Consider the following 15,184-nt stretch of genomic DNA (forward strand, 5'->3'; position numbering starts at 1 on the left):
CTTTTCTTGTGAATACAGCATCAAAGTGCTTAGTTACCGTCCAGAGTTGTGCAAGTGGTTAGGGCAAATAGCAGGTTTTATCTCTTTCACAGACTAGAAGTCTTAGGTCTATTACAAACTCTACTATTTGCATATAGTGGAAGCTAATCACTACATGCTCCAAGATACAAGATCTATTGTATTTAAAATACATAAACTTAATGAAAATAAAAAATCTTAGTATCGAATATAAGAAACATCTCAATCCATACAGTACTAAAAAATATTTTAAGCAATTTATTTTATTATCAATGGGATTAATATTTTAAATAAAATTATTTCTAAAATGAAACCTGATAAACAAAATGTAGCTGCTTGTTCATCAGGTTCTCAATTTTAAAACTAAATCAGGGCTTAACCTTTACCCGTATGGCCAAAACCGCCTGCACCACGTTCAGTCGCTTCAAATTCATTCACAATATCAAATTGCGCCTGAATAACAGGAACCAGTACGTACTGCGCTAAACGTTCACCAGGCTGCAAAGTAAATGCTGTTTGGCTACGGTTCCAAACCGATACCATCAATTCACCTTGATAATCTGAATCAATCAGGCCGACCAGATTGCCTAGAACAATCCCATGTTTATGTCCCAAACCTGAACGTGGTAAAATTAAGCCGGCAAAATTTGTGTCTTCAATATAAATGGCCAAACCTGTTTTAACCAATACCGTTTGCCCCGGTTCAATGACAGTCGCTTCGTCTACACAAGCACGCAAGTCCAAACCTGCTGAACCCGAAGTCGCATAAGTTGGCATAGGCCACTCGTTGCCTAAACGTGTATCGAGTACTTTCACCTGAACTTTCATTTGTTTTTTCCTAATTGCTTGGTTTAAATGTTGCATGGTTTAAATCGTAAATTAACGCTTAATCAGCGCACGTAAATTTTCCAGATAATGCTGAGCTTGCAGTTTTGGATCAATATTGCCGGCCAATTTTTTCTTGCGTCCCAGCCATTCCAGCTCATCCTGCGGCAATTCATCCAGGAAGCGGCTTGGTGTCATCTGTTTCATCTGGCCACCCGCTTTACGTTGCTCAGCCAACGTAATGGTCAGACCTTGACGTGCCCGGGTAATACCCACATACATCAGACGGCGTTCTTCTTCGACCGTATCAGCTGCAATCGAGTTTTTATGCGGCAGGATTTCTTCTTCCAGACCAATCAGATACACATAGGGAAATTCCAGACCTTTCGATGCATGTAAAGTCAGTAAATTGACTTTGTCGGTATCTTCTGCTTCCTGCTGCTGCTCGAGCATATCCAGCAGCACCATTTTACGAATGACACTTTCAATATTCTTGTCATCAACATCTTCAGCACGGTTAATCAGGCTTTGAATACTGCTATACAGCACTTCAATATTATCCAGCTTGGTTTTTTCCTGTGCCGGTGTTGCTGCATTTTCTTTAAGATAATCAATATATCCCGCTTCATGCATCATCTGGCGAATAATCGGCACAGGCTCGTCATCGTCGAGTAGATTACGGGTAAAGTTAGCAATAAAATCGGCAAATTCAGCCAATTGTGTGGTGGCTTTTTTCGGAATTACCATAGTCAAGCGCTGATCACCAGCTGCCGACAATAGCGACAAATGATTTTCTTGAGCGAACAAGCCTAATTTTTCCAATGTCACCGGACCAATAGCACGTTTAGGGGTATTAATAATCCGTAAAAATGCACTGTCATCTTCAGGGTTAATAATTAAACGCAAGTAACTCATGATGTCTTTAATTTCTGCGCGAGCAAAAAAAGACTGACCACCAGAAAGCTTGTAGGGAATCTGCATTTGACGCAGCTGTGTTTCCAAAATGCGTGCCTGAAAATTACCCCGATATAAAATCGCGTAATCTTTCCAGTTTTTCCCATTCATGAGCTTATGGGTAATCAGATCCTTGACCACGCGTTCTGATTCATCATCATCATTACGGCAGGTAATCACCCGAATTACCTCACCATGGCCTTTATCTGACCAGAGTTTTTTATCAAAAATATGCGGGTTATTGCCAATGACCGTATTCGCCGCTTTCAAAATACGGCTGGTCGAACGGTAATTTTGCTCTAGCTTAATGACTTTTAAATTCGGAAAATCCTCTTTTAATAACGCCATGTTTTCTGGTTTTGCACCACGCCATGCATAAATGGATTGGTCATCATCACCTACTGCGGTGAATTGTCCCATCACGCCCACCAGCAGTTTCACCAAAATATATTGCGCCGTATTGGTGTCTTGATATTCGTCGACCAAGAGATAACGCACCCGATTTTGCCACTTATCCCGTACTTCAGCATTTTCTTGGAGTAAACGGGTTGGCATTACAATCAGATCGTCAAAATCTACGGCGTTATAGGCACGCAGGTTACGTTCATAAAGTTGATACAAATGCGCAAACTGGACATCTTCAGCGGTTTCACAAGTAGTGTGAGCTTGTTCCGGTGGAATCAGGTCATTTTTCCAGTCCGAAATCATTTTCATTGCCTTGGCAATCAGCTCTTTACTTTCCGCACCCGACAAATTATCGCGGTGCATTAAATCCATCAGGATGCGCTTACAATCATCGGCATCCAAAATAGAAAAATTGTTTTTTAATGGTGTATGTTTCAGTTCCAGTCGCAGCAAATTCAAACCAAAAGTATGGAATGTTGATACAGACAGCCCTTTGGCTTCTTCACGAGACAATAATTTACCAACACGCTCTTTCATCTCACGTGCCGCCTTATTGGTAAAGGTCATGGCCGTAATACGATGTGCCGGAATCCCGCAATTTTTGACCAGATGTGCGACTTTTCGAGTAATAACCGAGGTTTTACCTGAACCTGCCCCTGCAAGTACTAACAAGGGTCCTTGAGTGTATTTCATGGCTTCAAGTTGCTTGTCATTGAGTTGACTTGCCGACGACATAGTATTTCCTCGTATTGATTGGAGCTCGATTATAGTCATCTGTACCAAACTTGCATAACCTAAAATACAAATTTGACATTCATAAAAAAAACCACCCGAAGGTGGTTTTTTTAATTCATCATTAACGCATAAAGAATTATTGAACCGCGTAAATGCTGATTTCTACACGACGGTTTTGTTCACGGCCTTGAGCGGTTGAATTTGATGCGATTGGATTCGCTGAACCTTGACCTTGAGCGTTAATACGTGAAGTTGAAACGCCTTTAGAAGCCAGGTAGCTTGCTACTGATTGAGCACGCGCTTGAGACAATGGAATGTTAATAGAATCATTACCAGTGCTGTCTGTATAACCCGTTACAAGAATACCGCTCTTGTTATCTTCAGTTAAAGTTTGCGCAACTTTATTCAAAGTTGTGTAGAAGTTAGGTTTGATATTTGATTTGTTGGTATCAAATGTAATGCTACCTGGCATAACCAGACCAACCGAACCATCTGGATTACGGTTTACGTCTACACCAGTACCCGCCATTTGTTGACGAAGTTTTTTCTCTTTATTGTCAAGATAAACACCAGCAGCACCACCTACAACTGCACCAATCGCAGCTGCACGGTTGTTTTGCGAGCTAGAATTTGCATTACCTTTCGAAATACCATAACCAGCAGCTGCACCCACTAATGCGCCAATTGCTGTTTTATCGTATTCCATACCGCCTGTACTACCTGCAGTTTGACAACCGGAAAGTACTAATGCCCCTGCTACAGCTGCTGAAATTACTAGTGCACGCATTGCATGCCTCCTTCTTGTGTTTTATCGTATGGTGGAATAATGAATTAAAAAAAATGGGCATACCATTGATTTTTTGTAAATAATACAACCATTCGTTACATTTTGTAATATTTTATGTGAGTGTGACGAGTAACTTAAGCACAATTTCTTCATAGTTGTATGAATAGACTTTTTTATTTCAAATTCTGCAATTATATTAAATACTGACAAAAAACATTCAATGATTTTCTTTTTAGGGCCGTTTTTTATTATGTCATCTCAAAATACCAAGCAACCGATATTAAAAAAAATATCTCGCGGGCTTACTGTCGGATCGGTGATTACCGGAAGTACTTTTTTTCATGGTCCACCTGTACTCGCATTGGGATTGACTAAACTAATTAAAAAATCACGTAAAGTAGATGAAACCAACATTCAGATTACCAACAGCTGGCTCAGTGTCAATAATTGGCTGATTGACCATGTATTGCCCAACTTAAAGTGGGATATCAGTATTGATGAAGGCTTAGATCTGAGTATGCAAGGTCGTTACCTGATGACCTGCAACCATCAAAGTTGGGTAGATACTACGGTAAATCAATATTTTGGTTTAACCCGCATGCCCCTGACCCGTTTCTTTACCAAATGGGAACTGATCTTTATTCCTTTCGTGGGACAAGCCTTTAAAATTTTAGGTTTCCCGATGATGAAACGGCATACCAAAGAACAGATTGCCAAAAATCCGGAATTGAAAACCCGTGACATGGAAGAATCACGTAAAGCCTGTGAACAGCTGCTGAGTCAACCTTTTACCTTACTAAACTATCTAGAAGGCACTCGCTTTAGCCCAGAAAAACACGACCAACAAAAGTCACCTTATAAGCATTTATTAAAACCTAAAGCAGGCGGTTTAGCTTTAGCCTTAAATATTTTAGGTGACAAAATTGATGCTTTGGTCGATATGACCATTGTTTATCCGGATGGGGCGCCGGGTTATGGTGATTTCTGGTTAGGCGAAGTCAATCGCATTGCGGTGAATTTGCGTAAAATTGAAATTCCAGGCTGGGTATTAGGCGGCAATTATGAAGATGATGCCGAATATCGTGAACAATTCCAGCAATGGGTTGATGAGCTATGGACTGAAAAAGACCAACTGATTGAACGCATGCAGCAAGACTTGGCTACAAAAGCTTAACAACGCGCAAGGAAAAAAATGAAGCAAGACGACCAGATCACGCCCCCGACCTTTTCTTTTGTAAAAAAAGGCACTTGGGGATGGAAAGTTGCACTGGGCTATGACATTTTCATGATGGTTCTGATCATCATCAATTTGATCTGCTTAAGTGGCAATGCACTCCTGATGAGTGATTTTGGTGGCTGGCTATTTAACTTCATTCATCTTCCGGAACTGTTGCAGTTTTACCGTACCGCATTACGCCCTTGGGTCATCATCACCGAAAGCTGGTTTACCAGTTTTCTGGTGATTGAACTGCTGGTCCGCTGGGCCATTGCGATTATTGGACAACATCATAAGCGCTGGTTTTTCTTCCCCTTTATTCACTGGTACGAAATTCTATCGATTATTCCGCAACTGCGTTTCTTACGCCTGTTACGTGCCGGTTCTATCGCCTATAACCTGCATCAGCATGGTTATAAAGTCATTCCATCCAGTTGGTATCAACGGGCGAACTTTTATTACCATCTGGTATTAGAGGAACTCACCAGTCGTATCGTGATTACGGTTTTAGACAGCATAAAACATGAACTCTCTACCAGTACCACACATAAAAAACTGATTGAAGATCTGGTTGCCCACCACCGTGAAATGTTTGCCACTGCCCTAGCGGATATTTTGCAAGAATCTTTAGGCAAAGAGCTGCAAGCGCAAAAAATCATGATAGCCGAAAATGTCGGTGATATTGTCAATCGCGCCATTGAAGATACGCCTGAACTGACCCAGTTGTTACGCCTGATTCCAATTGTCGGTGGCCGCATAGAGCAACAGATCCAGAGTATTGGCCAACGCTTGGGAGAAAATATCACTCTGGGGCTGATTGAACCTTTTGCACACGATCATAAAAATGAAAAAAATCTGGCATATTTAGAAATTTCAAATAAAATCAGCCAAATACAATTTGAAAATAACACCCATGTGGAAAAACTGGTTGAGTCGGCAGTTTTTGAAAGTTTAGAAGCCATTCGCCAGCAAGTGAAAATAAAACAATGGCAACAAATTCTGGAACAGCATGATCAAGTTAAAGAATGAACATAAGATTTAAAATATTGAAATCGCTGCTAGAGAAAAGCTGCAATTTGTTCTAGGATTTGCTCTATTTACAACATAACTTCGACATAAAATTAATGAGTCAGAAGTCTTAAGGAATAATTATGGCTGATATACGGATTACAGGCAGAATGGTTAATTTTACCCGATTAACTTTTGACACCAATGATCACAACGCAATCCGCCAGCAATTGACTCAAATGCTTCAAGAAACTGCTTCTCATGGCACACTGGTGATTATTGACAGTACTGTAGAACAAGAATTGATTGCACTGATTCAGTTATTGATCAGTCTGGATTTACAGCCTTTGGGTGTGATTGACGGCATTCTTTCCGCTGAAGCCCGTGCCATTCAATTTCCTGTTCTGCCAGCAGACAATAAACCCTTACAACGCATTAAAGCCACGAAAGAACAAGTGGTTGAGAGCAAACCTGACCTTGATACCACCCAAACTCCAGATGCTGAAGAAGTGGTAGCAAAACCAGCTCGGGGCATTAGTCATGTGACTTCTTATCACGATGAAATTTTGCGCACTGGCCAATGCCTGGTTCAGGATCACGGCGATATTATTCTCAATGCCGGTATTAACAGCGGTTCTGAAGTTATTGCTTCAGGAAATATACATATTTATGGTAGCGCACGTGGTAGAGTCATCGCCGGCGCAGGCGGAAACGGTGCAGCACGTATTTTCTGCCATTCTCTGGAAGCAGAATTGGTATCCATTGCAGGTACATATTGTGTGGCGGATGATATTCCCCCGCATGTCCTGAAAAAGGCTGTCCATATTTACTTGAATGATCATCAAGAACTTGTCTTTGAAGTTCTCGAATTTTAATGTATAAATAAACACCAAAAGCCCCATATTTAAAAAGGGGTTTGAACCATAACAGGAGTGGATTCGGTGGCGAAAATTGTTGTCGTAACATCAGGCAAAGGTGGTGTAGGTAAAACTACGACTAGTGCATCTTTTGCAACAGGTTTAGCCCTTCGCGGTCACAAAACTGTTGTGATCGATTTTGACGTGGGTTTACGTAACCTAGATTTAATTATGGGTTGTGAACGTCGCGTTGTTTATGATTTTGTAAATGTATTGAATAATGAAGCGCGTCTTCAACAAGCGCTCATTCGTGATAAAGATATTGAAAACCTGTACATTTTACCTGCTTCACAAACCCGTGATAAAGATGCCTTGACTGATGAAGGTGTTGCACGTGTAATGGATGAACTTTCGCAAGAATTCGATTACATTATTTGTGATTCGCCTGCGGGGATCGAACGTGGTGCAATCATGGCGATGTATCATGCGGATGAAGCAATCATTGTAACCAATCCGGAAATTTCTTCTGTACGTGACTCTGACCGTATTATTGGAATGCTCGACAGCAAAACCAAAAAAGTAGAACAAAACGAAGGTCGCATCCGTAAACATTTGTGTATTACACGATTCAATCCAGAACGTGCTGATAAACAGGAAATGTTAACGATTGACGATATTTCTAAAGATATTTTACGTGTACCTACTCTTGGTGTCATTCCTGAGTGTCCAAGCGTATTACAAGCATCGAACGAAGGTAAACCTGTGATTCTGTTTACTGAAGAGTCAGCGGGTCAGGCTTATGATGACCTTGTCGCGCGCTTCCTGGGTGAAGAACGTCCTTACCGTCACATCGCGGTAAAACCTAAGGGTTGGTTAGCACGATTATTTGGAGCGTAAGAAATGGCAGGATTCTGGAGTAAATTATTCAGCAACGATGATAAACCTTCAAGCGCACAAACTGCTAAAGACCGCTTAAAAGTAATTGTTGCTTCTGAGCAAGGTTTAGGTAAACGCTTAAGCCAGGACAAAATTGACCTCATGAAAAAAGAAATCATGCAGGTGGTTAACCGTTATGTCCGCGGTGTTGATGAACAACATATTCAAATGTCGGTACGTTCTGAAGCCAATATTGAAATGTTAGAGATGAATATCAATTTGCCTGAAGAGCGATAATCTGAATTTTGATTAGTCAAGCAAATTGAATCAAGGCAAAATATGAGCCTAAACAAAGCACCGCTTTGTTTAGGCGCAAGACGAGAAGCTTTGCTTCGAAGTGGCCAAATCATTGGCTCCGCTTTGCCCAGTCGCAAGACGAGAAGCCAGGTTTCCTATTGGCAAAGTCATGGAAAATGCCTTGTCACTTGCGCACTCATATTTTGCCTTTTTTATTTTAATCAGTATACCAAGGAGTTTGCGATGGCATTATCTCAGCCAGCAACGTTCAATGAAGAATGGTCAGATGAGCGTGTATTTGCCTATTTAACCCAGCTTCCTCCTGCAGGCGTGAATGCTGATTTTCACGTGCTTTATCATGCGTTCAAGCACATGCGCCCAAATGATTATGAACGTTTATTGACTCAATTCATTGCCGACGGCCGTGATATCAATGCCACCAATCCTGAAGGTCAACGCATTCATGACGTGATTGTTCAATATCCACGTCAAAGCGAAGGTTTTCTGGAAGTTCTTGCCAAGTTTGCATAATTTCCTCGTTTCGATAAAAAGCCTGCTTGTTGCAGGCTTTTTATTTTCTTGGATGTGAGTTAGAACAACAACCACATCAGCATAGGAAAACTTAAGGCAAAACATAGCGTTTGCAGGCTAATCACCCCCGCCATGAGTTCACTGTCACCCTGACAAAATTTGGTCAACATATAAGATGCCGTTGCGGTAGGCAAGGAAAAAAATACAACCAATACAGCCCTTTCCAGCTGACTTAGGGGCATCATAGAACAAATGGCATATGCTAGAAGTGGCATCAGCACTAAACGGCCTACAGTATTGATGGCTAGACGCGGTAAAGAACGACTTAAAGCTGAAAACTGCAAGCCCGCCCCCACACAAATCAAGCCCAAAGGCAAACTCGTTCCAGCCAATAGTTTCAGTGCATTTTCAATTCCAATAAATAGTTTTAATCCACTTAAATTAAACAGCATGCCTACAATACAGCCTAAAATTAAGGGATTTTTGAATACTGACAGCAGCGTATTCTTAAAAGATACCCCTTGTCCCTGTGAAAAAGACAATACCGAGATAATATTCACCAAGGGAATCGAGACCACTATAATCATGGCAAATAACTGCATGCCTTTGGGACCAAACAATGGTGTCATTAGTGACAAGCCAATATAGGTATTAAAGCGAATATGACTTTGCATATAAACGCCAAAGCGCGCTGCAGGAATGTAACGCCATAATTTGAATGACCAAAGTAACAGACTGGAAATAATAATGATGATAAACAAGGTCGCCAGCACCAGTTTGACCGCATCCAGATCCAGCTCTACATAGGCCAGATTGGTAAACAAAAGGGTGGGAAATAGAATGAAGTAGTTAAATTTTTCTGCCCCAGCCCAAAAATCCGTTGCAAGATACTGACTGCGTTTGAGTAGATAACCCATAGCAATCATGACGATCAGTGGAAATAAGGCGATCAGAATATCCATAATTATCTATTTTCAGCAGCTTAACTGCACTTTAACTTTCATCAGGCTGATAATATAATCCTCATTCAACCTCATCATAAAATGAGTTTTTACTCATATCGCTCATGACGTTTAGCCAGCTTGAAATTTTTATTCTGGTTGCAGAAAACCAGAGTTTTACCCTAACTGCAAAACAACTCGGCATTACCCAGTCTGCAGTTTCACATGCGCTAAAGAGTCTGGAACAGCATTGGAAGGTATGTTTATTTTCACGCAATCAGCACAAAATTGAACTGACCACGATTGGTATACAGTTGCTACGACATGCGCAAAGTATTTTAAATACTGCGCAAAGCATGCAGCAGGAAGCTGCGGCTGCACATGGCGTGCATCAAGGTACTTTAAGAATCGGTTCTTTTGGAGCCTCTGCCTCCATCCACTTATTACCGGAAATATTAACTGCATATCGGCAACGCTACCCCAATATTGAAATTTATGTCGATGAAGGTACCGATGAACAGGTTTCGCAGTGGATTATGGCTAAACAGGTTGATGTCGGTTTTGCCGTGTTACCACGACAAGAGCTGGATACATTCCCTGTGATTCAGGACATTTTTGTTGCCCTTATTCCTAAAAGTTACCCAATTGCCTGCAAAACTAAAGTCAGTATTGCAGAATTGGCGGATTATCCATTTATATTAACCAAAGCCGGTAGCCAGACGCATGTAGAACTTTTATTCAAACTGCATCAAATTCAGCCCACCATTAAATACCAGTTGTCACAACTACTGACCATTTTAAATATGGTCAATATCAACGAAGGCGTGTCTATAGTCGCGGATATGGCCATTACCCCCGAGCTGTTAGCATTACATCCGAATGTGGTAAAAAGACCGCTCACTCCGAATACCCAGCGCCATATTGGGCTGGCTGTAGCGAATAAGAAATTTATGAGTCCTGCCACAAAAGCCTTGATTGAACTGGCTCAGGACATGTTTTATTTCAATAAATAAAGCAAGAAAAAAGCCTGCATGAAGCAGTAATGCTGATCAGTTAAGGAGTTTCGAAATAAAATTTTTAATTTTTTAGTAAGTCATGGCGGAGTCTTACCGTTTTAAATCAAAATCTTGCAGCTCATTTGTTACTTTGGTTTCGCCCAAAGTAACCAAAGGCATATGTCATCCGCAAAACTCGTCAGCCACTATCAACTAGCAAATTTATCGCAGAAACAATCATTTTTTAATGTAATCCTGCCTCAAACAGTTGCGGATGACTTTTCCACATATCAACTACAGTCATGAATTTAAAAAAGAAAATGCCAATCAATTTCTTAACTGACTGGCATTACTGCATGAAGCAGGCTTTTTTAAATCTGGGATTAAACCAGAATATCGCGCTTACCATTGGCACCCATGCCGCTGACAATGCCATTTTCTTCCATCTGGTCAATAATACGTGCAGCACGGTTATAACCCAGACTAAACTTACGCTGTAGCGATGAAGTCGATGCCTTGCGTGTTTCCAAGACAAAGGATACGCATTGGTCGTAGAGTGCATCGCGGTCTGAGCCACCATCACCATCTTCAAAGCCACGCGAAGTCGGCTCTTCATCATAAGGGGTCAAGATTTCATCCACGTAATTAGGCTCACCACGTTCGCGCCAAGCGTCACAGATATTGTTTACTTCATCATCTGAAATAAATGCGCCATGCACACGTTCAGGTTCAATCTTGCCCGGCCCAAGAAACAGCATATCACCATGACCCAACAGGTCTTCTGCCCCGCCGGCATCCAGAATGGTACGCGAGTCAATTTTACTGTTTACCCGTAAAGCCACACGGGTTGGAATATTGGCTTTAATCAAACCGGTGATCACATCCACCGATGGACGTTGGGTCGCAAGCAGCAAGTGAATACCGGCAGCACGTGATTTTTGTGCTAAACGAGTAATCATTTCTTCAGCTTTTTTACCCACCTGCATAATCATGTCGGCAAATTCGTCAGCCACAATCACAATGGATGGTAAAGGCGTTAAACGTGGTGCACGCTCTCCTACCACTGAATCGCTGGCTTTCCAGGTTGGATCAATCAGGTCCTCACCATTGGCTATGGCTTCTTCGACCTTGCGATTGTAGTCACTGAGTTTACGAATCTTTAAATAAGACATTAGCTTATAGCGGCGTTCCATTTCATTGACACACCAGTTCAATGCATTGACTGCATCTTTCATGTCTGTCACGACTGGGGTAAGCAAATGTGGAATATCGTTATAATTGGCCAGTTCCAGCTGTTTCGGGTCAATTAAAATTAAACGCAATTGATCGGGAGTATATTTCAACAGCATCGATAGAATCATTGAGTTTACCGCAACCGATTTACCTGAACCTGTTGTCCCTGCAACCAGCATATGCGGTGCTTTACCCAAATCCGCAATCACCGGATTCCCCGAAATATCCTTACCCATTGCCATCGAAAGAATGCTATTTGGGTCGGTGAAAGCAGGAATGGTTAATAACTCGATTAATCGCACCATTTCACGGGTGCTGTTTGGTACTTCAATCCCGATATACGGTTTGCCCGGAATCACCTCAACCACACGTACCGATGCCATTGACATAGAACGGGCCAAATCTCGGGAAATGTTTGTCACCTTCGATGCTTTCACACCCGGTGCCAAATCAAGTTCAAAACGAGTCACCACGGGTCCTGGTTGTGCTTCAACCACTTGCGCTTTGACATTAAACTCTTGCAGTTTAATTTCAAGTAACTCGGATAAACGTGCCAGCTGTTCAGCGGTGAAATTCACTTTCTTGTTTGGATCGACTTTATCCAGCAGTTCCAACCCAGGTAAAGTAGGTAAGTCGCGACGCTTTTGTGCCACTTGCATGGCACGTGACATCGGCCGCCCCATGGCATCGGTTAAAGGCGCATCCAGATCAAAATCATCTTCATCAGGCTCAGCTTCAGCAACAGGCTTACCTGCTGTTTCCTGCCAAACTTCACGGAATACATCTTTATTTGACGCGATCAACGCCTTTTCATCATCTGAAATGCTGGGTTGTTGCTGCAACTGGCTATTAATTTCTGCACGTACAAATGCCGGTGATTGGGCATAATTACTGGTGCTACGTACTGGTGCAGCTGGCTCAATGTCCTCTACCAATAAGTCCTCTACCAGCAAATCATCCAGCTCATCAAACTCGTCATCCAACGCGGTATTTTTAGGTGTAGTGTTGAGCAGCGGTGATGCAGCCATACTCGCAGATGCCGCCGTCACGATCTTTTCTTCAGAGATGCTTACTACAGCAGGTTCCGGGTCAATGTGATTAAATGGGGTATGCACATCCGTGGCGATTTTTCCGCTCGGCACAGCTGCAAGCAATTCATCAAAAATTTCATCATCATCCCAATCCAGATTTTGTTTAGCAGTCTGGGAAGTCAATGCTGGTGGCTGCTCATCAACAAATGCCTGAAAATGTTCATGTGGTGTATGGTGGTCAGATTCTTCAGCCGCTTTGAGCAAGGCATCAATATCTTGATTATGGTTCTGGTTGTCATCTGAGTTGAGTGCACGCCAGACTTCACCTGTTGCCACTACACGTTGTGTATTCTGTTCCAGACGATGGGCTTTTTCTAAAACCTGTTCGAATTCTGCCTCGTCTTGATCATCCACCAACTGTTGCTGCGCATATAGCTCTTTTTCAACCATATCATCAAACAGGCGTTCTGCTGCCGGATCACGAACGATAGGCGACAATTCTACTTGTTTATGTTCGGAGACCGGGCTGAGTTTTTCTGCAGCTGCTTTTAGTTTGCTACCGACAAGTGATTTTTTAACTTCAGGCGTGGTGCGATCAAATGCAGACTCAGCTTCAGGCACATTTTTATAAAATAAGTCTTGTAAATAAGCAGGTGTTGCTTTGAGTGTGTCCCAGGTTCTGTTCCACTTCACGCCAAACGCGAATGTGAATAAAACGAACCAGAACAGCAGCAGAAAAATGGTTGCACCATAAATGGTTAAAATCTGCGAAAGGCTTTGCCCCAGTTCATAACCAATGATACCGCCGGACGAATTATCCAGGGTATCTGCCGGCACTTGCCAGTACAGATACAGCAAACTTGCTGTTGCCAGCAAAATAAAGAATTGTGCAGCATAGCGGAATGGCTTATTTAGAAAACTATAAGGCCACCATACCTGAATGGCTTCCACGAATAGAAAAATCGGGATGAGCAAGCTGGCCCAGCCTAGAAAACCGAACAGCAAATCTGCGATCCATGCCCCTGCAACTCCGCTGGCATTTGACACCTGCTGGGTATCACTGGAAATATGCATCCAGCCCGGATCAAAAGGCGTATAGGTCACTGTTGCAAGGAATAAATAAATTCCAAATGAGACTAAAAATAATGTCTTTATTAAGCGCTGTGCATAAACACTCGACACCGCAGTCATATACTGTCCTGTTACCAATTTTTCATTCATGTTTTTGTAAGAAACTAAGACAAAATAGTTTCACAATAAACTCGGTATTATGCACCTGTTCAAAGAAAAAAGATGCAATATTATGTAGTAGCTGCTGCTAACAAATCCGCTGGATTGAGTATCTAGTACAGCGCCGTTCTTGTATATAGCTCAAATCGATTTGAATGATCAATAATATCGACATCGAACTCACACAACTGTTATAGAGTTTCACGTATAATTCCACAAATTTCTAAATAAAAAAAGGATGCTGCGAATGAGCGCTCGTCACTCACGCTTGATTATTCTAGGTTCAGGCCCTGCGGGTTATAGCGCAGCTGTTTATGCTGCACGTGCCAACTTGAAGCCAACCCTGATTGCCGGTTTACAGCTCGGTGGTCAATTGACCACCACAACCGAAGTTGATAACTGGCCAGGTGATCCGGAAGGTCTAACCGGCCCTGCCCTGATGGAACGTATGCAAGCGCATGCGGAACGTTTTGGCACCGACATTGTCTATGACCATATCAACGAAGTTGATTTAAGCGTTCGCCCATTTGTGCTGAAAGGCGATATGGAAGAGTTCACTTGTGATGCCCTCATCATTGCGACCGGTGCTACCGCGCAATACCTGGGTCTTGAATCCGAAGCTGCATTCATGGGTCAAGGCGTAAGTGCATGTGCAACGTGTGATGGCTTCTTCTATAAAAACCAGAAAGTCATGGTTGTTGGTGGTGGTAATACTGCAGTTGAAGAAGCACTTTATCTTTCCAATATTGCTTCGCATGTGACTCTGGTTCACCGTCGTGATTCATTACGTTCAGAAAAAATCTTGCAAGATCATCTGTTCGAAAAAGAGAAAGAAGGCAAAATCAGCATCATCTGGAATCATCAGGTCGATGAAGTTCTCGGTGACAGCAAGTCAGGCGTAACTGCTGTTCGTCTGCAGTCTACCCAAGATGGCTCTACGCAAGATGTAGAAGTTACTGGCCTATTTGTTGCCATTGGTCATAAACCCAATAGCAGCATGTTCGAAGGTCAATTGAACCTGCGTGATGGTTATATTCAAGTACAAAGCGGTACTGCAGGTAATGCCACTGCTGCCTCTGTAGCGGGTGTATTTGCTGCGGGTGATATTGCTGACAGTGTTTACCGTCAAGCCATTACTTCGGCAGGTTCAGGCTGTATGGCAGCACTGGATGCTGAAAAATACCTTGATGCCTTAGCTGACTAATTGCAATAAATCCATTTCTTGCAATAAAAACCGTCCTATCT

The 15,184-nt window shown here is 42.3% G+C and carries 13 protein-coding genes; 8 read left to right on the forward strand and 5 right to left on the reverse strand.

Annotated elements, in window-relative coordinates:
* Nucleotides 1-393: 393 nt before the first annotated feature.
* From dut to B9T26_RS05840, 3 genes are all read right to left on the reverse strand, one after another.
* Nucleotides 394-846 carry a dUTP diphosphatase gene (dut, locus tag B9T26_RS05830; protein WP_086198804.1) on the reverse strand — a complete coding sequence of 151 codons (453 nt, stop codon included), beginning with the start codon at nt 844-846 and terminating at the stop codon, nt 394-396.
* Nucleotides 847-897: 51 nt separating this feature from the next.
* The gene (locus B9T26_RS05835) at nt 898-2,937 is read right to left on the reverse strand and encodes a UvrD-helicase domain-containing protein (protein WP_086198805.1); all 2,040 of its coding nucleotides are present in this window, start codon (nt 2,935-2,937) and stop codon (nt 898-900) included.
* A gap of 136 nt (nt 2,938-3,073) precedes the next feature.
* Nucleotides 3,074-3,724, reverse strand: coding sequence for an OmpA family protein (locus B9T26_RS05840; RefSeq protein WP_086198806.1), 651 nt, complete (start codon nt 3,722-3,724; stop codon nt 3,074-3,076).
* A gap of 250 nt (nt 3,725-3,974) precedes the next feature.
* On the opposite strand from B9T26_RS05840, the gene B9T26_RS05845 reads away from it, so the two are divergent.
* The 6 genes from B9T26_RS05845 (at nt 3,975) to B9T26_RS05870 (ending at nt 8,509) form a co-directional block, all read left to right on the forward strand.
* On the forward strand, nt 3,975-4,898 hold the full coding sequence (locus tag B9T26_RS05845) for an acyltransferase (protein WP_086198807.1): 924 nt from the start codon (nt 3,975-3,977) through the stop codon (nt 4,896-4,898).
* A gap of 18 nt (nt 4,899-4,916) precedes the next feature.
* Nucleotides 4,917-5,969: a hypothetical protein gene (locus B9T26_RS05850; RefSeq protein ID WP_086198808.1), complete on the forward strand. Its 1,053-nt coding sequence runs from the start codon at nt 4,917-4,919 to the stop codon at nt 5,967-5,969.
* Between the two features lie 122 nt (nt 5,970-6,091).
* A complete protein-coding gene (minC, locus tag B9T26_RS05855) occupies nt 6,092-6,823 on the forward strand; it encodes a septum site-determining protein MinC (protein WP_086198809.1) in 732 nt (243 codons plus the stop codon).
* A 66-nt stretch (nt 6,824-6,889) separates the two neighbouring features.
* Complete coding sequence (minD, locus tag B9T26_RS05860; protein WP_086175179.1) at nt 6,890-7,702, forward strand: septum site-determining protein MinD; 813 nt, start codon at nt 6,890-6,892, stop codon at nt 7,700-7,702.
* A 3-nt stretch (nt 7,703-7,705) separates the two neighbouring features.
* On the forward strand, nt 7,706-7,978 hold the full coding sequence (gene minE, locus B9T26_RS05865; RefSeq protein WP_086175178.1) for a cell division topological specificity factor MinE: 273 nt from the start codon (nt 7,706-7,708) through the stop codon (nt 7,976-7,978).
* A 243-nt stretch (nt 7,979-8,221) separates the two neighbouring features.
* Nucleotides 8,222-8,509 (forward strand): PA4642 family protein, encoded by a 288-nt coding sequence (locus B9T26_RS05870; protein WP_086198810.1) that lies wholly within the window; start codon nt 8,222-8,224, stop codon nt 8,507-8,509.
* A 59-nt stretch (nt 8,510-8,568) separates the two neighbouring features.
* Here B9T26_RS05870 and B9T26_RS05875 read toward each other — a convergent pair whose 3' ends face one another.
* Nucleotides 8,569-9,471: an AEC family transporter gene (locus tag B9T26_RS05875; RefSeq protein ID WP_086198811.1), complete on the reverse strand. Its 903-nt coding sequence runs from the start codon at nt 9,469-9,471 to the stop codon at nt 8,569-8,571.
* Between the two features lie 104 nt (nt 9,472-9,575).
* Between B9T26_RS05875 and B9T26_RS05880 the strand changes: the two genes are divergently transcribed.
* Complete coding sequence (locus B9T26_RS05880) at nt 9,576-10,463, forward strand: LysR family transcriptional regulator (RefSeq protein WP_086198812.1); 888 nt, start codon at nt 9,576-9,578, stop codon at nt 10,461-10,463.
* A 365-nt stretch (nt 10,464-10,828) separates the two neighbouring features.
* Here the strand turns inward: B9T26_RS05880 and B9T26_RS05885 are convergent, their stop codons facing one another.
* Nucleotides 10,829-13,900: a DNA translocase FtsK gene (locus B9T26_RS05885; RefSeq protein WP_086198813.1), complete on the reverse strand. Its 3,072-nt coding sequence runs from the start codon at nt 13,898-13,900 to the stop codon at nt 10,829-10,831.
* A 286-nt stretch (nt 13,901-14,186) separates the two neighbouring features.
* On the opposite strand from B9T26_RS05885, the gene trxB reads away from it, so the two are divergent.
* The gene (trxB, locus tag B9T26_RS05890) at nt 14,187-15,143 is read left to right on the forward strand and encodes a thioredoxin-disulfide reductase (protein ID WP_086198814.1); all 957 of its coding nucleotides are present in this window, start codon (nt 14,187-14,189) and stop codon (nt 15,141-15,143) included.
* Nucleotides 15,144-15,184 lie beyond the last annotated feature (41 nt).

The sequence above is a fragment of the Acinetobacter sp. ANC 4169 genome (genome assembly GCF_002135355.1).
Classification (GTDB): Bacteria; Pseudomonadota; Gammaproteobacteria; order Pseudomonadales; family Moraxellaceae; genus Acinetobacter.